This window comes from Pontibacillus litoralis JSM 072002, from assembly GCF_000775615.1.
Classification (GTDB): Bacteria; Bacillota; Bacilli; order Bacillales; family BH030062; genus Pontibacillus; species Pontibacillus litoralis.
On sequence record NZ_AVPG01000001.1, the window covers coordinates 40850 to 66934 of the forward strand.

At 38.2% G+C, this 26085-nt stretch carries 23 protein-coding genes; 7 read left to right on the plus strand and 16 right to left on the minus strand.

All coding sequences use genetic code 11. From position 1 onward, the window contains the following. Positions 1-357: 357 nt before the first annotated feature. Positions 358-1572 carry an EAL domain-containing protein gene (locus N784_RS00200; protein ID WP_036830819.1) on the minus strand — a complete coding sequence of 405 codons (1215 nt, stop codon included), beginning with the start codon at positions 1570-1572 and terminating at the stop codon, positions 358-360. Between the two features lie 174 nt (positions 1573-1746). Between N784_RS00200 and trhA the strand changes: the two genes are divergently transcribed. Then, positions 1747-2382 carry a PAQR family membrane homeostasis protein TrhA gene (trhA, locus tag N784_RS00205; RefSeq protein ID WP_036830821.1) on the plus strand — a complete coding sequence of 212 codons (636 nt, stop codon included), beginning with the start codon at positions 1747-1749 and terminating at the stop codon, positions 2380-2382. A 45-nt stretch (positions 2383-2427) separates the two neighbouring features. Here the strand turns inward: trhA and fadH are convergent, their stop codons facing one another. Then, complete coding sequence (gene fadH / locus N784_RS00210; RefSeq protein ID WP_036830823.1) at positions 2428-3195, minus strand: 2,4-dienoyl-CoA reductase; 768 nt, start codon at positions 3193-3195, stop codon at positions 2428-2430. Between the two features lie 137 nt (positions 3196-3332). Between fadH and N784_RS00215 the strand changes: the two genes are divergently transcribed. The 3 genes from N784_RS00215 (at position 3333) to N784_RS00225 (ending at position 5252) form a co-directional block, all read left to right on the plus strand. Further along, complete coding sequence (locus tag N784_RS00215) at positions 3333-4208, plus strand: metallophosphoesterase (protein WP_036830825.1); 876 nt, start codon at positions 3333-3335, stop codon at positions 4206-4208. 80 nt (positions 4209-4288) lie between these two features. Then, positions 4289-4552 (plus strand): hypothetical protein, encoded by a 264-nt coding sequence (locus N784_RS16130; RefSeq protein ID WP_332307828.1) that lies wholly within the window; start codon positions 4289-4291, stop codon positions 4550-4552. Positions 4553-4751: 199 nt separating this feature from the next. Then, complete coding sequence (locus N784_RS00225; RefSeq protein ID WP_332307829.1) at positions 4752-5252, plus strand: YkyB family protein; 501 nt, start codon at positions 4752-4754, stop codon at positions 5250-5252. Between the two features lie 35 nt (positions 5253-5287). On the opposite strand, the gene N784_RS00230 is transcribed toward N784_RS00225, so the two are convergent. The 10 genes from N784_RS00230 to N784_RS00275 form a co-directional block, all read right to left on the minus strand. After that, complete coding sequence (locus N784_RS00230; protein WP_036831637.1) at positions 5288-6196, minus strand: chemotaxis protein; 909 nt, start codon at positions 6194-6196, stop codon at positions 5288-5290. Between the two features lie 144 nt (positions 6197-6340). Next, entirely contained in the window at positions 6341-6718 is a 378-nt protein-coding gene (locus N784_RS00235) for a YbaN family protein (RefSeq protein ID WP_036830829.1), read from the minus strand. A 338-nt stretch (positions 6719-7056) separates the two neighbouring features. Beyond that, the gene (locus N784_RS00240) at positions 7057-8328 is read right to left on the minus strand and encodes a dihydrolipoamide acetyltransferase family protein (RefSeq protein WP_036830831.1); all 1272 of its coding nucleotides are present in this window, start codon (positions 8326-8328) and stop codon (positions 7057-7059) included. Between the two features lie 20 nt (positions 8329-8348). After that, positions 8349-9332 carry an alpha-ketoacid dehydrogenase subunit beta gene (locus tag N784_RS00245; protein ID WP_036830832.1) on the minus strand — a complete coding sequence of 328 codons (984 nt, stop codon included), beginning with the start codon at positions 9330-9332 and terminating at the stop codon, positions 8349-8351. A 15-nt stretch (positions 9333-9347) separates the two neighbouring features. Beyond that, positions 9348-10292 carry a thiamine pyrophosphate-dependent dehydrogenase E1 component subunit alpha gene (locus tag N784_RS00250; RefSeq protein ID WP_084600096.1) on the minus strand — a complete coding sequence of 315 codons (945 nt, stop codon included), beginning with the start codon at positions 10290-10292 and terminating at the stop codon, positions 9348-9350. Between the two features lie 70 nt (positions 10293-10362). Further along, positions 10363-11784, minus strand: a complete 1422-nt coding sequence (lpdA, locus tag N784_RS00255; RefSeq protein WP_036830835.1) for a dihydrolipoyl dehydrogenase — start codon at positions 11782-11784, stop codon at positions 10363-10365. A 14-nt stretch (positions 11785-11798) separates the two neighbouring features. Next, positions 11799-12890, minus strand: a complete 1092-nt coding sequence (gene buk, locus N784_RS00260) for a butyrate kinase (RefSeq protein ID WP_036830837.1) — start codon at positions 12888-12890, stop codon at positions 11799-11801. Between the two features lie 28 nt (positions 12891-12918). Then, complete coding sequence (gene bcd / locus N784_RS00265) at positions 12919-14013, minus strand: branched-chain amino acid dehydrogenase (RefSeq protein WP_156965137.1); 1095 nt, start codon at positions 14011-14013, stop codon at positions 12919-12921. A gap of 14 nt (positions 14014-14027) precedes the next feature. Further along, a complete protein-coding gene (gene yqiS / locus N784_RS00270) occupies positions 14028-14933 on the minus strand; it encodes a phosphate butyryltransferase (RefSeq protein WP_036830840.1) in 906 nt (301 codons plus the stop codon). A gap of 119 nt (positions 14934-15052) precedes the next feature. Then, a complete protein-coding gene (locus N784_RS00275) occupies positions 15053-17125 on the minus strand; it encodes a sigma-54 interaction domain-containing protein (RefSeq protein ID WP_036830842.1) in 2073 nt (690 codons plus the stop codon). Between the two features lie 136 nt (positions 17126-17261). Between N784_RS00275 and N784_RS00280 the strand changes: the two genes are divergently transcribed. From N784_RS00280 to N784_RS00290, 3 genes are all read left to right on the plus strand, one after another. Continuing rightward, positions 17262-17492, plus strand: coding sequence for a DUF2627 family protein (locus N784_RS00280; RefSeq protein ID WP_036830844.1), 231 nt, complete (start codon positions 17262-17264; stop codon positions 17490-17492). 104 nt (positions 17493-17596) lie between these two features. Further along, positions 17597-19510, plus strand: coding sequence for a DUF294 nucleotidyltransferase-like domain-containing protein (locus N784_RS00285; RefSeq protein ID WP_036830845.1), 1914 nt, complete (start codon positions 17597-17599; stop codon positions 19508-19510). Then, positions 19511-20245, plus strand: a complete 735-nt coding sequence (locus N784_RS00290; RefSeq protein ID WP_084600070.1) for a 3'-5' exonuclease — start codon at positions 19511-19513, stop codon at positions 20243-20245. Between the two features lie 7 nt (positions 20246-20252). Here N784_RS00290 and N784_RS00295 read toward each other — a convergent pair whose 3' ends face one another. From N784_RS00295 to recN, 4 genes are all read right to left on the minus strand, one after another. After that, complete coding sequence (locus tag N784_RS00295) at positions 20253-21629, minus strand: aspartate kinase (protein ID WP_036830846.1); 1377 nt, start codon at positions 21627-21629, stop codon at positions 20253-20255. A gap of 153 nt (positions 21630-21782) precedes the next feature. Then, positions 21783-22565 (minus strand): sporulation transcription factor Spo0A, encoded by a 783-nt coding sequence (gene spo0A, locus N784_RS00300; protein ID WP_036830848.1) that lies wholly within the window; start codon positions 22563-22565, stop codon positions 21783-21785. A 337-nt stretch (positions 22566-22902) separates the two neighbouring features. Further along, the gene (spoIVB, locus tag N784_RS00305) at positions 22903-24177 is read right to left on the minus strand and encodes a SpoIVB peptidase (RefSeq protein WP_036831644.1); all 1275 of its coding nucleotides are present in this window, start codon (positions 24175-24177) and stop codon (positions 22903-22905) included. Positions 24178-24356: 179 nt separating this feature from the next. Next, entirely contained in the window at positions 24357-26084 is a 1728-nt protein-coding gene (recN, locus tag N784_RS00310) for a DNA repair protein RecN (protein ID WP_036830850.1), read from the minus strand. Between the last annotated feature and the right edge of the window lies 1 nt (position 26085).

Below are 26085 nucleotides of genomic sequence, written 5' to 3' on the forward strand. Positions count from 1 at the left end.
GTTGATTTGTATCGGATGTATAGTGAGATATCCACAAACCAGACATGATTGCACATTCTCTTTAAAAAGCGCACAACAATAAAGACAATAAAAACGCATTAGAACACCTTCTTCCTTAGGTTGTCGTGATACTATTCTATCTTTAAAACAACCTTCATGGCGCATGATTCGTTCGGAAAATTCGGACAAAAATAGACATCTAAAATAATCTCATAATTGCTTCGTTCAAAAAACAGCCAAACGAATGAATTACATTTTACTATAAAAAAGACTCATGCTGCGATTTGAAATGGATTTTGATTAAGCATCATTTCTTGCTTTGACAAAAAACGAACCCATAATGGATTCGTTCTTCCTTCATATAAGCAAACATTCATGCTCAAATATGTAAGCGTATTGAATATCAATAAAAATAGAAAAATGATCGGATAAAGGAAAACTAAACGTTCGAACCATTGCACGTGTGTCTATATCAGAATACAGATCTGATAATCTCCCTTTGTTCCACGTTCGCATTTGTACAATGTTCTCAAGAAAGTAAGGTCGAAATGCCCAATTCGTTCCTATTATTTCTGGTTGCTTCACCCATTCATTGTTATATTTACGAAAGTTGGATGAAATTTGTTGTCCGTCACTGTTACACACATACATACGAAAACTTTCCTCATCAAAGTAATGGGTTACTCTTTCAATAAAGGCATCTACTTTTTTAGCCCCTTCCCAGTGATCCAATAGTCCTCTCATTCGCTGATCCCAATTTAAAATAAAGGCAATACGATCTTCAATCAATTTCTTCTCTCGACGAATAAACCCATCAAATTGGTTTTTCATCAATGTTGCCGTATTTTGTGTTGGGGGAAAGCTAAAGCATGGTTTCTTTAAATAAAAACCTTGATAATATCTTCCACCGTGCTTCCAAGCGTAATAAAGTTGAATATCATCTTCAATATTTTCAAACAATAATGCTGCACCAATTCGTTTGGCTAACATGGATATCGAATACAGAATATCATGATGACTACTCAAATCCGCATCATGCAAAATTTTGGAATCAATTTTCAATATGTGAGGTTCCAGTTGGCGTAGCCGATCTAGATTCGAACTTTTTGCCCCGACATGATCGACTGCAATTTGAATACCAAATGTTTTGTAATACAATAGTAAATGAGCTAAGCTTTCAAAGTCCTCATCAAAATCATGTTCCGTAATCTCTAACACAATACGATTGTATGAAAACCCCTGTTCCACTAAAGGAGATAATGTTTGTATAAGTTGCTCCCCATTCCACATTAGCTGCTGAGCGCTACGGTTAATAAACAACAAGCTTTTATCATCTTGTTCTTTCCATAATTGCTGAACTGCTTGTGTTAACAAGTAATCATCCAATTCTAACTTAAACTCTTCTGGCACTTGAGGATCGACAAAGAAAGGTCCTAAACTTTCATATTCCCCTTCTTCCTCAATTCTACCTAACACCTCATAACCGATAACATCATACTTAATAGCTGTGAAGATCGGTTGAAAAGACGGTTTTACTTTATCAATTTGCTCCATTACATCTATCGGGTCCATATACGAGTACCTCCTAACAACCAGGTCTTTACCATTCTATTCTATTGTAGGTAAACGCACAAATATGTGACATGCACCTAATTAATATCAGTATACTCGAAAATCATCATTAGGGTATACGGAAGAAAAGATGTATAATAAATATAAATTATTTCACGAAAGAGGTTATCATTAATGGAAACCCATACGTTTACCAAAAAAGAAGAAGTCGTAAATGCAATCACTCACGGTTTCGGCGTGTTGTTAAGTATTGCAGCGCTTAGCTTATTAGTTGTATTTGCAAGCATGAGTGGTGATGCCATTGATATCGTTTCTGTAACGATATACGGATTAACGATGGTATTTCTATACACTTCCTCTACGCTCGTTCATGCCTTTCCACCTGGTAAATGGAAAGATCGGTTTGAAATATTAGACCATGCCGCCATTTACTTATTTATTGCAGGAACATATACCCCAATTGCTTTAATCTTACTAAGAGGTCCGCTGGGCTGGTCTTTATTTGGCCTCGTTTGGTTTATCGCTATTGCCGGTGTAATATTTAAAATGTTCTTTGTAAAGAAATTCGTCGTTCTATCTACAATTATGTATATTATGATGGGGTGGATAATAGTATTTGCTTGGAATCCACTTGTTGCACAAATTGCATTAGGTGGTGTCGTTTTACTTATTATAGGAGGACTATTGTATTCCTTCGGCTCCATCTTTTACGTATGGCGAGGCTTCCGATTCCACCATGCAGTTTGGCATTTATTCGTTATTGGTGGGTCAGTTATGCATTTTCTAGCTATTTTCTTTTACGTCCTTTAACGACAAAGACTGCTAACATTAGGCTAGCAGTCTTTCTTTTACTTTTTAGAAAGGAAACTTGTTCAACCATTGACCTCCATCAAGGGTAACAACCTCTCCATTCATGTATGAAGCTTTATCTGATAATATAAAATGGGCTAAGTCAGCGATTTCCTCAGGCTGACCTAATCGGCCTAATGGTACAGATTCCAATGTTCGTTTCGCCGCTTCTTCAGACTCAAACAATTTATCTGCTCCACCTGTTCGCTCAATAGGTCCTGGAGCAATCGCATTGGTTCGAATATTATATTTATACCCCCACTCTACGGCAAGTGTTCTCGTCATCGTTAACACTCCGGCCTTAGCGCATGCCGAATGCATAACTCCAGCTCCTGCATTCCAAGCATATGTAGCAACAATGTTCAAAATATTCCCTTTAATACCATTTAGAATCCAATAGTCACCTACCTCTTTGCTACAATAAAAGGTCCCATTTAACACAATATCAATAACCGAATTCCACCCGTTTACAGACATTTTGTCAGCTGGGCAAATGAAATTGCCTGCGGCGTTATTGACAAGATGATCAATACGTCCAAAATAATCTACTGTTTGTTCTACCATACGCTGAACATCTTCTATCTTCCTTACGTCCATTTCCACTGTAAGTACTTGATCATGCTGCCCTTGTGCAATTTCCTCTTTTGCTGTTGCTAATCGTTCTGCATTACGACCAGTAATGACAACTTTAGCACCTTCTTGTACGAATTTCTTTGCCATATACTTTCCCATTCCACTAGAACCGCCCGTTACGATTACAACTTCCTTTTCCATCTTTCATCACTCCTTATATATTCCCATTCTGCACACCTCTTTTTATTCCCTTTATTTTCGGAAAATTTGTTATAATCTAAATAAAATAATTTACTATGTACAAAGGAGCTATATCTATATACAAGGAGGGAACAACGATGCAAAGACAAATAAATCGGCGCTCCTTTTTACAACGACTTTGGAAAAGTGCGCTAAGTGTAATAGGGCTAAGCGGAAGTACGTATTACTATGCTAAATACATTGAACCTAATCGCTTATCCATTCAACAGGAAACCATCTCATCCATAAAAATACCCCAAAGCTTTCATAACGTAACCATCCTGCAATTTTCAGATATTCATATCGGTTTTCATTATACAATGCAACAATTTGCCCAGTTAATAAAAACGATTCAGCTCCAACAACCAGACTTGCTGTTGTTTACTGGAGATTTATTTGATGTACCTAATACCGTTTCCGTCGTTGAACTACAGCAAGCCTCCCAACTGTTAGCTACTGTGCAAGCACCTTTAGGTAAATACTGGATATACGGGAACCATGATCACGGTGGATATGGAACAGATATCATCGCTCATTATATGGAGATAGGCGGCTTTCAATTACTGCAAAATGAACATCAATACATTGAAAAGAATGGACAATGTATTTGTCTTGCTGGAATTGATGATGTGATACTTGGACAGCCTGATGGGAAACGAGCATTACAACATAGTGACCGGAACCTATTTACGATTATGATGTGTCATGAGCCAGATTATGCCGAAGAAATGAAAGAACTTCCTATTGACATTCAATTATCTGGACATAGCCATGGCGGACAAATTCAGCTACCATTTATCGGCCACCTCATCACACCTCCCTATGCACAACAATACGTCGAAGGATGGTATAACGTGCCGAATAGCTCTTCTTATTTATACGTTAGTAGAGGGATTGGTACGACAAGACTTCCTTACCGTTTATTATGCATGCCGGAGTTTACGATTCATACGCTACAATCGAAATCAAAATAAGTATCACTTCATGGACACGCTCACTTAGTCATTCTCATCATAGGATGTTAGGAAAGTCTATAAATAAAGGAGAGAAAATGATGCAACCTTACCAAATTTCACCCTATAATAGTCCTATTCCCGCCCTTCCACAAAGACATGTCCCCGTTAACAACCAACGCTTTTTCGGCGGACCCTTCTTACCGTTTGCTCTCGGCGGTCTTGCAGGTTTAGCTATTAGCCCATTCTTCTACAGACCACCATATCCGTGTTATGGCTACCCTTGTGGTCCGCGCCCCTATTACGGACCTTATCCATATGGCGGACCAGGATACGGCGGATCTTATTATCCAGGATATTATTAGTTTACAAGACATGGTACATGAGCAGGAAAAGCTAGCCGAAATGGTTAGCTTTTTTTCATTTAGATATGTCGAAAAAGAAAAAAACGTGCTAGAATACAAACATAAGCTTGCAAATGAATGGAAAACCATTGTAAGTAGATGAGTCTGTCATTGGTCATTCACACATTAACTATTAGAAGAATAATTAGGAGGAACCATTTTGACTACGAATGATTTCCAATTAACAACGGAAATGATTGCCCAAGCTATCTTTGTCGTAAATAAACACGCAAAAACAGCTTCAGAACCGAAACAATTGTATACAGTAAAGAAAAAAGCTATCGAAAAACTATTAAAACAAAATCGAGCGAAGAAAGTAGGTCTCCACTTTTCTGATCATCCCAAATATAGCCATCAGCATTCGACACTTCTCGTGCAAGTGGATAACTTTTACTTCCACATCCCCCCTAAAAAAGCGGATTTCGACACCATGAAGCATTTAGGAAAAATAGATCAATCCTTTCGAAATCCAAAAACAACCCTTTCCCTTACGAAAGCAAAAAAAATTCTTTACACTTTTTTAAATTGGGAAGACCCTGAAAAAAGGTCGAAGAAAAACGGTCAATACCAACGATCGCATCAGTATTATAATCACACTTCTCCATTTTCTCCTTGGGGCCAGTTTACTACGTGGAATCATAAGTCTAACAAACATAAATAAACAGCAGGAATAGACATCTACCTGCTGTTCTTCTTTTACAAAACGTATTGGTCAATCATTTGCACTAATTGTACAATTTCTGGTTTAGAAACTTGTGCATTTGCGCCGACTCTTTCCCCTTTATGGCGCAAATCTTCCGTAATCAACGAAGAGAATATAATAACTGGTAATATGGAAAGCTGTTCATGATCCTTCACTCTTTTTGTTAAATGGTGCCCGTCCATTTGAGGCATTTCTATATCTGTAATCACTAGCTGTACGTGCTCTTGTAACGTCTTCTCATCATCTGATGCACAAGACTCTAAATAGTCATATGCTTCCTTGCCATCTTCAAATAGACGAAGATCCGTATATCCTGCCTCATGCAACGTTTCTTTTAACAACTCTCTTAATAGTGCGGAATCCTCCGCAATGACAATTCGCTTATTCGTACGCTCTCTTTCTCCTAATTGATTCATAGATTGAACGTTAATGCTTGATTCTGGGTTTATATCAGCAACCATTTTCTCGAAGTCTAATAATAATAACATCACTTCATTCATCTTCACTACACCAGTGATTTGCGTTTCTAACCCTTGATACATTTTATTTGGCTTTTCGATATTTTCCCAGGAGATGCGATGAATTTGCGTTACTGTATGGACGTGAAAAACAATTTTCTGTTGATTAAATTCTGCTACGATAAATTTATCTTGCTGCGGATGATCAGAAGGTGGAAATCCTAAAGCATGAGCTACATCGACGACCGTTACGACTTCTCCACGAATCTCAATGATCCCCTCTACAGAAGGATGAGAATGCGGAATCTTCGTCACCTCCGTAGGATTAAGTATTTCTTTCACCTTGATAACATTAATTCCGAAATGGTTCGTGCCAATTCCAAACTCTACTATTTCTAATTCATTCGTACCGCTCTCTAATAAAATACCTTTATCTTGTTGCATCATATGTATAAACCTCCTAAGCTTGTATCAGTTACTCATCATACATTCCTTCTCTATAGTCATATCGGATATTTAGACAACTTTTCAACTACAATTCAATGAAAAAAACTCCACTATTTCGTATAGTAGAGCTTCCTTATCTTATTATGGTTGCTTATTTTTACGTGTCGGTACAAATAAAAATAAAATTATGGTTTGTAACACTAGCATGATACTTAAGCCTAGTCGAACGTATATATAATCTAAATAATAGATGGAAATGCCTACAGATATATATAGAAAAATAATGATTTTAATTTTACTACTCATTGGAACGGAACGTGTATCTATAAATTCTTGTACATATTTCTTATATATTTCCGTTGATAATAACCAAGCATGAAATTTATCTGAACTCCTGGAGAAACATACTAAAGACAACAAAATAAAAGGAGTAGTTGGTAAAAGTGGTAGGTAAACGCCAGTAAATCCTGCTGCTAATGAACCAAACCCTATCGTTAATAAAATTGTCTTTCTTACCATCCCTTCACCTCCATACTTATTCTACAGTCCATTTAGAGACTACAAGGTACTTAGACCAACTTATAGTATATCAAAGAATACCTTCTTCATCTTGTAAAATGCTGATAAACTTTGTCTAAAATATGTCCTCCTATAAAAGAACCAGCTATTTTTCTAGGTGCAATTAAAAAAGGAGCGTTCGCATTACGCTTACATTCTTCTCAATCTTCTATCCAAAATAAATCATGCAATATGAAGAACCTGCCCCAACTCCAGCAGTATTATAATGGAACCGTTAATTGTGAATAAGGATCATGACAAAAATGACCTTAGCAAATCTTGCTAAGGCCATTTTTCACTTAATAGATTGAAGTATTGTCTTTCGTCATATTCTCTAATATTTCTTTTACTCGTGCTAGGAAATTACCTGCTACAAGTCCGTCTAATACACGATGGTCAAGTGATAAACATAAGTTCACCATGTCACGAGCAGCAAACATACCATTCATGTAAACTGGTCGTTTTACAATCGATTCAATTTGTAAAATTGCTGATTGTGGTGGGTTAATGACTCCCATTGACTGCACGGAGCCAAACGAACCAGTGTTATTCACTGTAAATGTGCCACCTTGCATATCATCGTTTGTTAATTTACCGTTACGAGCTTTCGTAGCTAATTCCATAATGTCTTTTGCAATACCTTTAATTGATTTCTCATCTGCATCTTTAATGACAGGTACGAACAATTCGTCATCTTTTGCAACAGCAATATTTAAGTTAATGGCTTTACGTTGAATAATTTTGTCGCCAGCCCATGTGCTATTTAGCTGCGGATATTCTTTTAATGCTTGCGCAACTGCTTTAACGAAGAAAGCGAAAAACGTTAAGCTGAAGCCCTCTTTTTGCTTAAAGTCATTTTTCATCGAATTACGGTATTCCACCATGTTTGTTACATCAACCTCGACCATCATCCACGCATGAGGAATTTCCGTTTTGGATTTCACCATATTATTAGCAATCGCTTTACGAACACCAGTCACAGGAACTTCTATATCACCAGCTTGAACTGTTGGTTGCGGACCTGGTGCAGATTTTGCTGCTGGTTTAACTTGTTGTTCGGCTTTAGCTGCTTGCTTAGGCTGTTCTTTCACTGGTTTCGGAACATGACCTGATACGATGACTTTCTCTATATCTTTACGAGTAATACGTCCACCACGACCTGATCCTTGTACTTGATTTAAGTCAATGTCATTCTCTTGTGCCATTCGCATAACAGCAGGAGAATAACGTTTTTTCATCGATTGATCGGCAGCTTCTTCTGGAGCTTCTGCTTCTGGAGCTGGTGCTTTTTCTTGTGCCTTGTCTTCATCTGCATTTGCTCCGCCAGATTGTTCGGTTTCAATATAGCAAATCAAGTTGCCTACTTCAACCGTCTCTCCTTCTTGAGCTACTAACTCTACTATTTTACCAGTGAAAGAAGATGGGACTTCAGCATTTACTTTATCAGTCATTACTTCTGCGATTGGATCATACTTTTCTACCGTATCCCCCACAGATACTAACCACGAACTTATTGTTCCTTCTGTTACACTTTCCCCGAGCTGGGGCATGTTAATTTTCTCTTTAGCCAAGCCTTTTCACTCCTTCTATCTTAAAATTCTGCTAAGTCGCGCATTGCTTGTTCTACTTTATCCGGATTAACCATAAAGAATTTCTCCATCGTTGGTGCGTATGGCATAGACGGTACATCAGGTCCTGCAAGACGTTGAACAGGAGCATCTAGGTCAAATAAACAATTCTCTGCAATAATGGCAGACACTTCACTAATAATACTTCCTTCTAAATTATCTTCTGTAACTAGAAGTACTTTACCTGTTTTCTTAGCCGCTTCTATAATAGCTTCTTTATCTAACGGATAAACCGTACGTAAGTCAAGAATATGGGCGTCAATGCCGTCCTCCGCTAATTTCTCAGCTGCCTGCAAAGCAAAATTAACACACAAGCCGTACGTAATAACCGTAACGTCAGAACCTTCTCGCTTCACATCTGCTTTACCAATCGGTAGTGTATAATCCTCTTCTGGAACTTCTCCTTTAATTAAACGATACGCACGTTTATGCTCAAAAAACAATACCGGATCTTCGTCACGTATTGCTGCCTTTAGTAGTCCTTTAGCATCATACGGGTTAGAAGGCATCACAATTTTCAAACCAGGTGAATTAGCAAATACTGATTCTACGGATTGTGAGTGATACAACGCTCCGTGAACCCCACCACCATATGGAGCACGAATCGTAATCGGACAGCTCCAATCATTGTTCGAACGGTAACGAATTTTCGATGCTTCTGAGATAATCTGATTGACAGCCGGCATGATAAAATCAGCAAACTGCATTTCTGCTACTGGACGTAAGCCATACATAGCTGTACCAATACCAACACCCGCAATCGCCGATTCCGCTAATGGCGTATCGATTACGCGTTGTTCCCCAAAGGTTTCATACAGCCCCTCTGTCGCTCGGAATACACCACCACGCTTACCGACATCTTCCCCTAATACATAAACTTTCTCATCTCGTTCCATTTCTTCATGCAACGCTTTTGTAATGGCTTGAATGTAGGACATTACTGGCATAATATCGCCCCCTCCTTACTCTTTTTCAGCATATACGTATTTCATGGCACTTTCAGGATCCGCATATGCTGCATTTTCTGCATAGTCTGTTGCTTCGTTTACGATTTGCTTTAATTCTTCTTCTAGTTGCTGTTCTTTTTCCTCTGTAAGGATACCAGCTTCTTGTAAATAGGCTTTGAATGTAATAATAGAGTCTTTCTTTTTTGCTTCTTCTACTTCTTCTTTCTCACGATACGTACGATCATCATCATCACTCGAATGAGCCGTTAGTCGGTAAGAAACGGCTTCAATTAAAGTCGGGCCATCTCCTTGACGGGCACGATCAGCTGCTTCTTTAACAACTTCATATACAGCAAGCGGATCATTACCATCCACCGTATATCCAGGCATGCCGTAACCTTGAGCACGATCAGATACCTTTTCACATGCAAGTTGCTTTTCTACCGGAACAGAAATCGCATATTTATTATTCTCAACCATTGTTATAACCGGTAGTTGATGAACCCCAGCGAAATTTAACGCTTCATGAAAATCACCTTGGTTAGAGGAACCTTCTCCTAACGTTACAAACGAAATGAAATCCTCTTTTTGCATTTTAGCGGCTAAAGCAAAGCCAACTGCGTGCGGTACTTGTGTTGTTACAGGTGATGAACCAGTGATGATCTGGTTTTTCTTCTGCCCGAAGTGTCCTGGCATTTGACGACCACCAGAGTTCGGGTCTTCTGCTTTAGCAAAACCTGAAAGCATTAACTCTTTTGCAGTCATCCCGAATGCTAGAACAACTCCCATATCACGATAATATGGAGCTACATAATCTTTTTCACGATTTAACGCGTACGCTGCTCCTACTTGCGCTGCTTCTTGTCCTTGACAGGAGATAACAAACGGAATTTTACCTGAGCGATTTAATAACCACATACGCTCGTCAATCTTTCTAGCGAGTAACATCGTTCGATACATATCTAATACTTGATCATCTGAAAGGCCTAATTGTTGATGGCGAGTGTTTGCCACAAAAACCCCTCCTTATTTATCCATGAATTTGTTTTCCATCTACTGCTAGTGCTGCTTCTCCCATTACTTCTGAAAGCGTTGGGTGTGGGTGTATGCTATGTGCGATTTCCCACGGTGTTGCATCTAATACCTTGGCAAGTCCTGCTTCGGAAATCATATCTGTAACGTGAGGCCCAATCATATGCACACCTAATAAATCGTCTGTTTGTTTATCGGCAATTATTTTAACGAAGCCATCTGTTTCACCGAATACAAGTGCTTTTCCGATTGCTCTAAAGGAGAATTTTCCTACTTTCACTTCAAAGCCTTTCTCTTTTGCTTGTTCTTCTGTTAACCCGACGCTAGCGATTTCAGGGTTAGAATATATACAAGACGGTACTTGTTCCATATTCATCGGCATTGGTTGTTGGTCTGCCATATGCTCAACAGCGATAATTCCTTCATGGGAAGCTACGTGAGCAAGTTGCATACCACCAATTACATCGCCAATGGCATAAATATGTGATTCTTTCGTTTGATAAAATTCATTCGTTTTAATCGCACCATTTTCGAGTTGTATGTCGGTATTATCAAGTCCGATATTATTCACATTCGGCGTTCGTCCAACGGAAACGAGCATACGGTCTGCTTGATACGTTTGCACATCTCCTTTTATTTCTGCTTGTACTTCAATACCATTTTCTTTCTTCAACGTATCTCCCATTACTTTCGCACTTGTGACAAGCTTGACCCCTTTTTTCTTTAACAAACGGGTCATTTCTTTAGCAATTTCATGGTCTTCTGTAGGAAGAATACGATTTGAATATTCCATTACTGTTACTTCAACGCCGAAATCAGATAACATAGATGCCCACTCAATACCGATGACACCACCTCCGACAATTAAGATGGAAGCAGGTAAGTTCTCCATTGAAAGTGCTTCATCAGAAGTCATCACATATTGTCCATCAACTTCTAGACCTGGTAGCGTTCTCGGGCTTGAACCAGTTGCAACAAGAACATTCTTTGGTATCAACATCATATTCTCATCACCATTATTCATCTCAACAGAAATTGTCCCTGCAGTTGGTGAGAAAATACTAGGCCCTAAAATGCGACCAAATCCTTCATAAATGTCGATCTTGCCTTTTTTCATCAACCCTTCGACGCCTTTATGCAAAGTATCAACGATGGATTGTTTACGTTCTTGTACTTTAAAGAAATTTAAAGTAGGTTCAGACGTTTCTATACCGAACGTATGTGCTTCTTTCGTTTGACGGTACACTTCTGCACTTCGTAGTAATGCTTTAGATGGAATGCACCCTCTATGTAAACAAGTGCCTCCTAATTTACCACTTTCTACAATGGCTGTTTTTAAACCGAGTTGTGATGCTCGTACAGCAGCTACATATCCTCCAGTGCCGCCTCCAAGTACTACTAAATCATATTCTTCTGCCAATTTTCTCTCTCCTTTCAAACAACTGGGTTCGGATACGACTTTGGTTCTTCCTCATTTCGTAACACTCGCAAAGCACCTTCATTTAAAGCTTGTAGTTCGTCCTCCCCAGGAAAAACAAGACAATCAGCAATCCAATGTACACGCTCTTTTATCATAGCAACAAATTCTTTACCATAAGCTAGTCCACCCGTTAAAGCAATCGCATCTACTTTACCATGAAGCACCGCACTCATAGAGCCTATTTCTTTAGCTATTTGGTAGGCCATCGCTTCGTACACTTGGCGAGCTTCATCATCTCCAGCTTCTATTCTTTTCTCTACCTCAATCGCATCGTTCGTTTCTAGGTAAGCCATGATTCCTCCATGACCAACTAATTTCTTCATGATTTCTTCGCGATAATACTCCCCTGAGAAGCATAACGATACTAAGTCACCTGCTGGAACCGTTCCTGCACGTTCTGGTGAAAATGGACCATCGCCATGAAGCCCGTTGTTCACATCGACTACTTTGCCGCCATGATGGGCACCAATTGTAATACCGCCACCCATGTGCGTAATGATCATATTCATTTCTTCATATTTGCGTCTATAGTGATCAGCCACTTTACGCCCAACAGCTTTCTGATTCAATGCATGAAAGATACTTTTTCTTGGGATTTCTGGCACACCAGAATAACGAGCAACACTTTCTAGTTCATCCACCACTACAGGGTCAACGATAAATGCTGGTATGTTTAAGGATTTAGCAATTTCATTCGCAATCATCCCACCTAAGTTTGAAGCATGCTCCCCGTTATAGCCTTTCCTCAAGTCTTCTAGCATCACTTCATTCACTGTATAAGTGCCTCCCTTAATAGGGCGCAACAAGCCACCTCGAGCACAAACAGCATCGAATTTTGAAAGATTAATCCCCTCATAATCGAGCGCATCAACTATCATTTTTTTCCTAAATGTGAATTGATTGACGACATTAGGATAAACGGCTAAGTCCTCTCCTTGATGACGTATGGTTTGTTCAAACACACACTGTTCATTCTTAAAGACGCCAATTTTCGTCGATGTGGAGCCTGGATTAATAACAAGTGTTCGAAAAATTTGTTCTTGCAACACTTCACCCTCCATTTCTTGCTTTATTTTAGCGTCGGCTTAATATATGATGTTCATTTTGTAAAAACGTGCTTTTCGTTTGTAAACGCTGCTCTATTCTCTCTTCCGCCATGCGATCTGCTGCCACATAAGATGGAATATTATCACGATGAGATATTTCAAATACGCGTGCTACCGTATCATACACACCTTCTACTCGTTTCATTGCACGTTCTTCATTGTAACCGTTCAGCTCATCTGCTACGTTAATAACGCCACCAGCATTAATAACATAATCTGGCGCATAGACGATACCCATTTCATGAATTTGATCGCCGTGACGATTTTCTTTCAATTGGTTGTTTGCAGAGCCAGCGATTACTTTCGCTTTCAATTGAGGAATTGTTTCATCATTAATCGTTGCACCTAAAGCACAAGGAGCATAAATGTCACAATCTACACTGTATATGTCATCTGGTTCAACAGCTTTCGCACCAAACTCTTCTACTACACGATTTACCGCTTCTTTGTTTATGTCCGTAACGATGAGTTGAGCTCCTTCTTCATGCAAGTATTTACATAGACTATAAGCCACATTTCCCACGCCTTGTACTGCGATAACTTTCCCTTCTAAAGAATCAGATCCATAAGCTTCCATTGCAGCAGCTTTCATTCCACGATAAACACCATAGGCCGTAACTGGAGACGGATTTCCTGATGAGCCGAATGCTGGCGAAATACCTGTGACGAAATCTGTCTCTTCATGAATCGTATCCATATCTTGTACCGTTGTACCTACATCTTCAGCTGTAATGTAACGGCCGTTTAACCCTTGAATATAGCGACCGAAAGCACGGAACATTTCTTCATTTTTGTCTTTTTTCGGATCACCGATAATAACTGTTTTGCCACCGCCTAAATTTAATCCGGCTGCAGCGTTTTTATATGTCATACCTTTTGCTAGGCGCAATGCATCTTCAAGTGCTTCTTCTTCCGAATCATACGTCCACATACGCGTTCCACCAAGAGCTGGACCTAGAGTCGTATCATGAATAGCAATAATTGCTTTCAAACCAGATTTCTCATCTTGACAAAAAACAACTTGTTCAAAATCGTATTCCTTCATATACTTAAATAATTCCATTTCCATTTCCTCCCTTAATATCTTTCTGATGTTAATAATGCTAAAGCTAATGAATATAGTTTACTCTCCGCTGAATCAGCTCGAGAGGTTAACACAATTGGAGCATTTGCACCGCTAATAATACCTGCTACCTTTGCATTAGCGCAATAAACAAATGATTTATATAAAGCGTTAGCTACCTCAATTGTAGGAGCTAAAAGAATATCCGCTTTACCAGCAACATTGGATTCAATGCCTTTTTGCGTTGCTGCAACTTGAGAATATGCATTATCGAAAGCTAAAGGGCCATCTACTTCACACCCTTTAATTTGTCCTCTTCTTTGCATTTGCGTCAATGCTGCTGCATCTAAAGTTGCTTGCATGGCAGGATTCACTACTTCTACTGCCGCAATTGGAGCAACCTTAGGCTCTTCAATCCCAATCGCTTTTGCAACACGGACCGAATTATTGAGTATTTGCACCTTTTCTTCTAATGTTGGTGCAATGTTCATTCCAGAATCAGTTAACATCATCAGTTCTTCCCGGTCTGGAATTTCAAAAACAGCAACGTGAGATAACACATTTTTAGAACGAATACCGTATTCTTTATGTAAAACAGCCTTTAATACGGTTTTCGTATCAATATTCCCTTTCATCACTACATCCGCTTCTCCGTTTGCTACCAATTTAACGGCTACAGATGCGGTTTCTTTCTCATCTGGCACATGGTGGATATTTAATTCTTTACGATTAAGCTGAAAAGATAGTTTAGCCGCAATTTGTTCGATTTTTTCTTGATTTCCAACTAAGCGAAATTCGGCCAGCTCATGTTCAAGTGCGTGTTGTACAGCTTCCAATACACCTTCATCCGCAGCTTGAGCTATGGCCACTTTTCTTTTTTGTTGTTTATTTACTCGATTTAATAATGCTTCTAAATTCATTTCATTCTCCTTTCTAGCCTTCACCCTCTATATATGCAAAAACCATGCCAACTTAATTATTCCATGAAAGCGCTTCAAACCAACGATTCAAACCTTGCAAGGGATTGCATATATGAATATTATTGCATGCTATTCTTGTCAATTTGATATTTATCTAGCTTATAATACAAATTTCGAATCGATATTCCTAGACTTTGTGCAGTCCTTGTTTTATTGAAATGATGCGATTGATACGCTATCGTTAACACATGCTTTTCATATGCATCCATTGCTTGTTGCAAGCTCCTTCCTCCCCATTCTTCAGGGTATCGGAACTCCTTCATATCATCTGTTTTAGGATGGTTTCTTAACTCAGGAATATGTGTTAATTTTATTTCTTCTTCATTAATCGCCATGTAAATCATCGCTCTACCAATAATATTTTCTAATTCCCGAACGTTACCAGGCCAATCGTATGCTTGTAAATAAGAAACGGCCTCTTCATCCATTCGTTTCACTTCACGCCCATATTCCATGTTCAGCTTTTGAACGATGCGATCAACTAATAACGGAATATCAGACCTTCGTTCACGTAAAGAAGGAATGAAGATCGGCAAACGATTCAATCGGTAATAAAGGTCTTCCCGAAATGTACGGTTCACAATAGCTTTTTCTAAATTAACATTGGTGGCAGCTATAACCCTAATGTTGATTGGAATTGGCTTGGTACCGCCGACACGAATAATTTCCCTTTCTTGCAGTACTCTTAACAGCTTAGCTTGGATAGATAGAGACAATTCCCCAATCTCATCTAGAAATATACTTCCGTTGTTCGCCTCTTCGAACAAACCACGCTTTCCGCCGCGCTTCGCCCCAGAGAAAGCCCCTTCTTCATAACCGAACAACTCACTTTCTAAAATTGATTCTGCGATAGAAGCACAATTGACACGAATAAACTTGTTATGACGGCGATCACTTTCATTATGAATAGCATGCGCAAACAACTCTTTTCCCGTTCCCGAATCTCCTCTTAACAAAACGTTTGCTGGTGTTTTGGCACATACTTTCGCTTGTTCAAGGGCAATCACCATCTCTGTCGAATCGCCGATAATATCATTAAATGTATATTTCGCCTCTAAACTTCGGATAATCTGTCTCGCCTTCTTCAATTCGCTCGTTAACGATTGAATTTCTGATACGTCATGGAGAATACCCACACTCCCTTTTAAATGGCCGTCTACGATGACGGGGGCAACGTTAACAAGCACTTCTTTGTTCGAAGGTCCTACACTTAAACGAACACCTCGAACCGGTCGCCGAGTTTTCAAGACACGCATATGCATGCTTTCTCCTTGAGAAATATCAACAGTTGCAGGTTTACCGACTATATCTTCTTCTTTTAAACCAGTAATTCTCGTGTATGCTGGGTTAATCATGATTCCCATGCCATGCTCATCTACAACTGATATTGCTTCTTCGGACGATTGAATAATGGCTTCAAGCATCGTCTTTAACTCTTTTAAATCTGTGTTCTCTTCTGCTAAATGAACGACTTCAGTAATATCTTTAAAAACAGCAAAAGCACCCATCAATTCTCCACTTGTACCAATTAAAGGAATTCTTGTAGTGACAATTTTCCTACCATTTTTCAAGACTAGTTTCTGGTTTACTTCTTTACGGCGCACTTTGAGAATGTGTGGTAACTTAGTTGACGGTATTAACTCGTGTATACTTGTATACGTAACGTCTTCCCTTTTCACATCTAAGATACGCATGGCACTACGATTAATAAAGCTAATTTTCTCCTCTTTATCAATAACAATCATGCCGTCATGTATAGAATCTAATAACAGTTCTTGATTTTTTGATTGTGCTTGTATTTCTTGTAGCAACTCTGTTTTTTCTTCGAGCAATTCAGCAGTAATATAGGCTACGGTTCCTGGTACAACAACCGTCTGATGATTGCTTTCCGCCATTAATTGTTCAAATAGACGCTCATCACCTGTAGCTTCCATGACAATATCAATATCTTGATGAATCCACTCCTTCCAGTCAAATCCTGTTGGAATGTTGTGTTGTTTGGCAAGTTGTACACCTGGTGCATTCTCTTTTAAATCGACTAGTGCAACAATATCCATTCGATCTGTTGCCCTTAGTAGCGTTAATAATGCTGTGCCACCTTTGCCTCCCCCAACTATAAGCACTCGTTTCATTTACATCCTCACCTTGCAAGTATTTGCACGTTTTCACTATAAAACAACCTGCATGAATTAGCAAGTAATGGTCGCTTTGCGCTTTTTGTTTCATTTGCTATACTACAGAGGGAAGATTGCAAAGGAGAGAGGAACGATGTCACGATTAATTGCAGTCATTATTTTATTCATTCCAGGTGCCCTATCGGTATTAGGAATTAAAATGATGCGAGACACTTTGTTCATGATTGAATACCCATTCTTTATTGGACTTTGGCTTCAATTTTTAGTTGGGTTATTATTTTTCTTATTAGGTTTATTTTTCATCGGTGGATTCATTTTGTATAGAGATAAAAAGCGAGGCAAAACACAAGAACGTTTTAAATAAGAGGGCAATAGGGCGTCATTAAGGTAACGTCCTATTTGTTTTTTTCATTTCTTGTTTTGATATACTGAGTGTACACACGATAAGTAAAAAAAGGAGGCACTATCTTGGAGAAATATATCGATATGTTTAAACATCAGCATCCCTTTAATATGTTAACCACTCAACAATTAGAACAACTATTTACCGGTGCTTCTCTAAAAGTATTTGAGACGAACGAATTTCTCTTTCATGAGGATGAAGAGGAAGATGATATTAATATCCATTTTGTCTTAACAGGACTTGCGAAAAACATAATGCACAAATCCAATGGAAAGCAAATTTCCGTACGATTTTATTACCCTGGAGATATTGTTGGCATTATGATTATTTTAACGAGTGGGGAAATGAAATTCTCCGTTCAGGCAATTGAAGAAACGAAAGCGCTTCGTTTTCAAAAAGAACAATTCATGGCTATTATGTCTGAAAACCAAGCGTTCTCAAAAATTGTTATGGATGGCATTAGCAATTTAATGAAGAGCCTTTACCATGAAGTAAAGTATAAAGCAAAAGATGGAGAAGATGACTTCCATGACCGGAAACTGTTTAAACAACGGGTTGATAACTACGTGGAACTTCCTTATTTTATCTCTCCAACTGCGACGTTAACAGAAGCCGTTTATAAAATGCAGCAATATAAATTAGGTGGCTTGATTGTTAGCACAGATGACCTTGAATTAATTGGTGTGCTTAATTATCAAGATATTTTTAAAGCATATGTAAACCATGATTTTGATAGTTTAGTCGATGATTACGTGAAAGAGGAACCATATACCGTTACGGATCGTGACTTTATCTATAATGCCATATCATTTTTAAAGCACAACCCGGCTAGTATTATTCCCGTTATGAACAAAACAAAGGTCGTCGGACAGCTTCGCCAAACATCTCTTCTTACCATTGAAGATTCCATATACTTTGATTTAAGATATCGCATTCAAAAGGCAAACTCCATCGAAGAAGTAAAACAGTTAGCCCCAAAGTACAACAGATCATTCCAACACTTCGTAGCTCAGCTATTAGAAGATCAAATGTTTGCCTATGACGTATGCGAATTAATTTCTAGCTATAATGATGAAATTCACCATCACATCATCCAGTTAGCTGAAGATGATATGATTCAAGAAGGATACGGAACACCTCCAATTAATTACTGCTTCATCGTCATGGGAAGCGAAGGCCGGAAAGAACAAGCCTTTAGTACAGACCAAGATAACGGAATCATTATTGCGGATTACAGTCATTTACACAACAAAGATCAAATTGATAGCTACTTTAAACAATTTACGCACAAGATTAATACCAAACTTCAGTATTGCGGATATCCTTTATGTACAGGCGGAATTATGGCTAAAGAGGACAAATGGAGAAATTCTTTACAAGCGTGGCGTATCTCCATCGATACATGGTTAGAAAAATTAGATGCCCAAGAAATACGAGACTTCACAATTTTCATGGATTTCCGGCCGATTGTAGGGGATTTTTCTTTAGCGTACGAATTAAGAGATTTTGTAACAAAACGCATGCAACGCTCCCTCAATTTGCAACAATTACTAATGAAAGACACTTTACGTTTCCGAGTTCCTATTCAACCCTTTGGTAGAATTATCGGAACAGGTCCTTCGCGATCGCTAGATTTTAAAAAAGCAGCCATTATGCAAATCATTAATGCCTTGCGTATTTACGCGGTGAAATATGGGGTAGAAGAAGTGAATAGTATGAAACGATTAGAAAAATTAGAACAAAATGAACGCTTTCACCCTCGCGACGCAGAAAATGCACGATTAGCCTTGCATCGATTATTGAAGTTTCGGCTTGAACAAAACTTACATCAACTTCAAAATGGCAAACCTTTATCGAATGAAATTATGCTTACTCAATTAAGTAGAGGTGAACGAAAACTCCTAAAAGAAGCGCTCCATGTTGCAAAACGGCTACAACAAGTGTTAGAGATAAGCTATAACAGAAATCGGGTGGTTTAAATGCTTCCTATTGATATTGAATTGTTACGCTATTGGTTATTCGAAAAACATATATACGCTTATAAATTACGCTCATTTAAACAAACCGACGCCTACCGAAAAGGCAAGGAAACCTTAAATGCCTTTCATCGAAATCCTAATCTGTTACTCGCTGATTTAGAAACAGCACCTTTTACAATTTTTGATTTAGAAACAACCGGATTGCTCCCACAAATAGGTCATGAAATCATTTCCATTGGTGCTGTTCGTATTGTCGGGACAAAGCATATTTCTTATAAACGTTTCCATCAAATCATTAAACCCATTCGTCCTGTGTTAAATCGAACTTTACAATTAACCGGAATTACACGCGAGGAAATAAACGATGGCATGACATTTTGTGATGCGTACCAACAATTTTTAGAGTTTAGTCAAGATTCCATTTTAGTTGCTTATCCAGCCGCATTTGATATAGGTTTTATTGAAACATTACTAAAACGATGGCACTTACCGAATAGGACACCATATTATATTGATGCACAAGCACTCGTAAAAAAGCTATACCCTAAGCATAAGTCACAATTAGATACGATGATTGCTGAGTTAGGAGTTACTCCATTGGAACGGCACCACGCCTTAAATGACGCCATTATGACTGCTGAATTATTCCAAACGTTATTACATGATTGCTTACATCGTGATATTCGGAATGTCCATCAATTACTTCATTACACTTTATCACAGCAAAGAAGCTGAAGCGAGTCTATTTCGCCCGTTCAGCTTCTTTTGATACTTGAACAAAAAAAGTTTCATATAGAGATTGGACAGCTCTACTTAATCCTTCTTTTTTCACACCGTACATCATGGATACTTCTGAAGAACCTTGATTAATCATTTCAATATTGACGCGAGCACGTTCAAAGGATGCCGATGCTTTGCTCGTTACTCCAATGGTACTATTCATCCCTTCCCCAACAATCATTATCATCGCTAAATCTCGTTCAACGGAAACAGTATCCACTTTCAGTTCATGTTGAATCCGCTTCAGCACAAGTTCTTCTTTATGAGGGGGTAATTGCTCTTCCCGCACAATAACAGACATATCATCAATTCCTGAAGGAGCATGTTCAAATGATATACCCTCTTCTTCTAAAATTTGCAGCAAGTGACGCCCAAAACCGATTTCTCTATTCATTAAATATTTGCTAACATAAATACTTAAAAAACCATCATCACTAGCAATCCCTACAACTGGTCCATTTGTTAAATTGCGCTCAGCTGAAATCATTGTTCCAGGTTTCTCAGGCCGATTCGTGTTCTTAATACAAACAGGTATTTTTGCCTGAAAAGCTGGATTCAATGCTTCATCGTGAAAAACCGAAAATCCAGCATAAGACAATTCTCGCATTTCTTTATACGTTAACGCATGAATTTCTTTCGGATTGCTTACAATCATTGGATTCACACAGTAAACAGAATCCACATCAGTGAAATTCTCATATAAATCTGCCTTAACCCCTGCTGCTACAATCGCCCCTGTAATATCAGAACCACCTCTTGGAAGCGCCATTAACTGATCTTTCTTCGTATAACCGAAAAATCCAGGGATAACCACGATTTCTTCTCGATTTCGCAACTCATATAATTGCGCGTAACTTTCTTCTAACACTCTCGCCTGTCCTGGTTCATCACTTACCATAATTCCTGCTTCTTTCGGATTAACATAAGCCGCTTTATGGCCTATATCGTTTAAGTATAAACTTAAAATTTGCGCTAATGTATCTTCCCCTACTGCTTTTAAAGCATCCATGCGATACGCGTCATCGGACTCTCCTCGAACAATTGATACAATATGATCGCGAACACGCTCTGTTAGTTGCGTAGATAAAGACAAACCTTCTAATATTTGTTGAAACCTTCCTATCACGGCTTGTAACGTTTCTTCAAATTCCTTATTTTCTTCCTTTTTCTTTCCTACTTCAATTAGTAAATCTGTCACTTTCCGGTCACTAGAAAAACGCTTTCCTGGTGCAGACACGACTACCAACTGACGCTCCTTATCTTGCAAAATAATGTTAGCTACTTTTTTCAATTGGGTCGCTGATGCAACGGAACTTCCTCCAAACTTTACTACTTTCATATTCCAACACCACTTTTCTTACTTTTCATATAATTCATAATGTTATCATGAAAGTGTGCTTTCGATAAGTATTTTTTTATTTTTCTTTCAATAAATTTTTAACCAATTAAAAAATCTCCGTTTGTTTTAACGGAGACTTCTGTAAATATATATTTATGAAACCATATGCTCTAACCGAAGTTTATCTGCCACCATTGCGATGAACTCACTGTTCGTGGGCTTTGCTTTAGTCATGGAGACAGTGTAGCCAAACATGGACGAAATGGAATCAATGTTCCCTCGACTCCATGCGACCTCAATTGCATGACGTATCGCCCGCTCTACTCTTGAGGCGGTTGTATTGTATTTCTTCGCTATGTCTGGATATAACACTTTAGTAATAGACCCAAGCAAATCGATGTCATTGTAAACCATTGAAATAGCTTCCCGCAAATACATATAGCCTTTAATATGAGCTGGAACGCCAATTTCATGAATAATACTCGTAATGTTAGCGTCTAAATTCGGCTTTTTGTCTTTACGATCTTTCGCAGAACGCACTCTCTGATCCAAATTTGAATCCATGCCGTTTACTTGCCGGATATGATCTCGTAAATTCTCTAAATCAAATGGCTTTAATATGAAATAGGATGCCCCTAAATCTACCGCTTTCTTCGTTACTTCCTCTTGTCCGAAAGCGGTTAACATGATGACATTTGGTAACGATTCCTTCTCTAGATCTTTCATGCGGCTAAGTACAGCAATTCCATCTACGTGTGGCATAATAATATCTAACACAAGTACATCTGGATCTAATTCTTCCAACATTGTTAAACAATCTTGACCATTATATACGGAGCCAATCACTTCAATATCAGATTGTTCGTCAAAATATTCCTCTAACATGGATACTAATTCACGGTTATCATCCGCTAAACAAACTTTAATCTTTTCCACAAAACGTCCTCCTCATTAATTTCGATTTTCTCCCCTATCCTTCCACAATAAACAGTTCTACAATTGTTCTAAAATTCCTTTAATTTTACGATTTTTATTACTTTATATTGCTTTTACTCATTAAATCGATTGATTACGATGAATTACTCCATTTTTCGTTATGTTTTGTCGAATCCGCTTTATTTCAACTAATATTTTCATTATAACATGATGGATAGGTTTGACAATGAGAACAAGGTGGGAACACTTAATTATTTTTAGAATTTTCTAACTAAATAATATAGGGAACAGTTGATTACCGCTTTTCCTAACAAAAAAAGACAGGTTTTTTCCTGTCCTAACTTGCCTTTTTTCGATTTTCTTTATAGATATTTATGCCAGCCTCGTTTAACATCCACTCAATATGGACACCATATCCTGAGGTCGGATCATTAACAAAAACATGCGTTACTGCACCGATAACTTTTCCACCTTGAATGATTGGGCTTCCACTCATTCCTTGTACGATACCTCCTGTTGCTTCTAACAATTGAGGATCGGTTATTTTCACAATCATTCCTTTAGTAGCAGGATACTTCTGTGGAACAGAACTAACGATTTCCACATCAAATGCTTGCACTTCTTCCCCATTAACAACGGTCAATATTTGAGCTGGCCCTTCTTTTACTTGGTGGGACAATGCAATTGGCATCGGCTCATCCATAATACCATTGTCTACTTTGCTATCTAATGTACCAAATATCCCAAAAGGACTATTCTTTGTAATATCTCCTATTCGTTTCCCTTCTTTAGAGAATTCTGCTCTTTTTTCACCTGGTACACCATTACTTCCTTTATTAATAGAAGTAACATCAGAACGATAAATCGTACCATCATGGATCTCAATTGGTTTCTTTGTATCCATATCTGAAATAACATGACCTAATGCACCATATTTGCTCGTTTTAGGATGATAAAAGGTCATCGTCCCTATTCCAGCCGCTGAATCGCGAATATATAAACCAATGCGATACTTTTTGTCCTGATTATCATAGATCGGTGTTAATGTCGTTTGAAATGTTTTATTTTCCCGTTTCATTTTTAATTTTAAAGATTGTTCCTTTTTACCTGCTTCTTTTACAAATGGCGCTACATCTTTCATGTCATTAATTTTTTCACCATTTATTTCGAGTAATATATCACCGACTTGAATATTCGCTTCTTCGCCCGGAGATGCTTGGCCTGAAGATGTTTTTACTAAATGGTGTCCTACAATTAAGACTCCTTCTGTATGCATTTTCACCCCAATGGATTGACCACCAGGTATGACGTTAAAATCATCTAATATCTGTACATCGACTTGCTTTACTGGAAAGCCGGCCATTTCGTACACTATGGAACTTTCGCCAACTTCATTCCCAATAAATGCATTCTCCTCTTCTTTAACGATTGTATCACCAGCTTTTATCTTTATTGCTGAGGAACCTAACGACGGGATGCTTTCACTTTGGTGTTTAAACATCGTCACGTTCTTTGGAATAGATACATACGTTTGAACCGGTTTGATAAAGGGCAAACTAATCATCACCAGTAGGAGCAGGAGCCCTAACGTTTTTCGAATATATTCTTGCATGCTCAATAACTTCACTCTCCTCGCTCCTAACCCATAACTTTTTTTTATTTGTCTGTACCTTTAATTTGACCTTACATCGTTTATTTTAAACCTTGCAAACTTGAGAAAAACAAGGGAAGTTTTCCTATATTGTCGTTGTAATACCATAAAAAAACCACCTAAAAAAAGGTGGTTTACTTTTATTTATGTTTCATTTTTTCCGCGAGATCTAACAATTCCTTCGCATGAACACGAGTAGTTTCTGTTAATTGTGCACCACTAATCATACGACTCAATTCATCCACTTTATCTTCCTTTGAAAGTTGGTGAACGATGGTTTTCGTGCGGTCCGCTTTCATCTCTTTCTTAATATATAAATGCGTGTCAGCCATTGCTGCTACTTGTGGCAAATGAGAAATACATAATACTTGGGAAGATGATGAAATGCCGTAAATTTTTTCTGCTATTGCTTGAGCAACGCGTCCACTAACACCCGTATCCACTTCATCGAAAATAACCGAAGTGACACCTTGATGCTTAGAGAAAATGCGCTTTAATGCCAACATAATACGAGATAACTCCCCACCACTAGCTACTTTGTGAATATCTTTTAATGGTTCTCCAGGGTTCGTCGTAATCATAAATTTTACTACATCGTACCCATTCATCCCGATTTTCACATGACATCCATTGACTTGGGGATCTTTAATTGTACCGTCCACATACGAAAAATCCACACCAAAGGAAGCCTTTTCTAAATATAAATCCTGTAATTCTTCATGAATTGCACTAGTCAAGTTAGTTGCAGCCTGAAGACGAAGATCGTGCAAATGCTTAGCTTCTAATGCAACATCTTCCGCTTTTTCACGTAATTCTAATTCCAATTTTTCAATATGCGTATCCTTATGTTTGATTTGATCAATTTCATCTTCTATTGTGGCAGCGTACTCTAATATTTCGTTCACGGATTGACCATACTTTTTCTTTAAGCGATTTATTTCATTTAAACGAGATTCAATGGAGTCCAATTCTTCTTCATTGTACTCTAATTGATCTAACTGATTGCGTAAATCATAAGTTAATTCTTCGACTAAATAATAATGATTCGACAATTCCTCCGTCTTCTTCGCAATATCTTGATCATATTCATTCGCATGTTCTAAAGACGATAAAGATAAGGACAACCAGTCTAAAGCCTTTTGTTCTCCATGAAGCGCATGGTAAGCATCGTGTAACGCCTTATAAATACGTTCATAATTCGCTAATCGACTACGTTCTTCTGTTAATTGTTCATCTTCATTTGGTTGTAAATTTGCCTCTAATAACTCATTGCATTGAAATTGTAATAAATCTAGGCGTTGAGCCATTTCTTGTTCATTTTCACTTAATTCTTTATGTCGCTTCTTTAAACTTTCGAATTGTTTGTACAACTTCATGAAATCATTTTTTGCTAGCTGTATACGTTCCCGATCATATAAGTCTAACAATTCAATGTGTCGGTCAACGTCCATCAATGATTGCGTTTCGTGCTGGGTATGTATATCAATCAACGTTTGACCAAACTCCCGAAGAATAGCAAGTGTTACCAATTTCCCGTTCACACGACATATGCTTTTGCCATTCGCACTAATGGTTCGATTCAATATGAGCATGCCGTCATCCATTAACTCAACACCAAACAACTTCGCCTTTTCATATGCTCGGTGATGCTCGTCGTCTATAAAGAATAAGCCTTCGATTTCTGCTTTTTTCGTGCCATAACGAACAAATTCTGCCGAGCCTCGGCCTCCTGTCAATAATTGTATCGCATCAATAATAATGGATTTCCCTGCGCCAGTTTCCCCAGTGAGAACCGTTAATCCTTCTTGAAATGAAATGGTAACTTCTTCAATAATCGCAAAGTCTTTAATGGATAATTCAGCTAACACG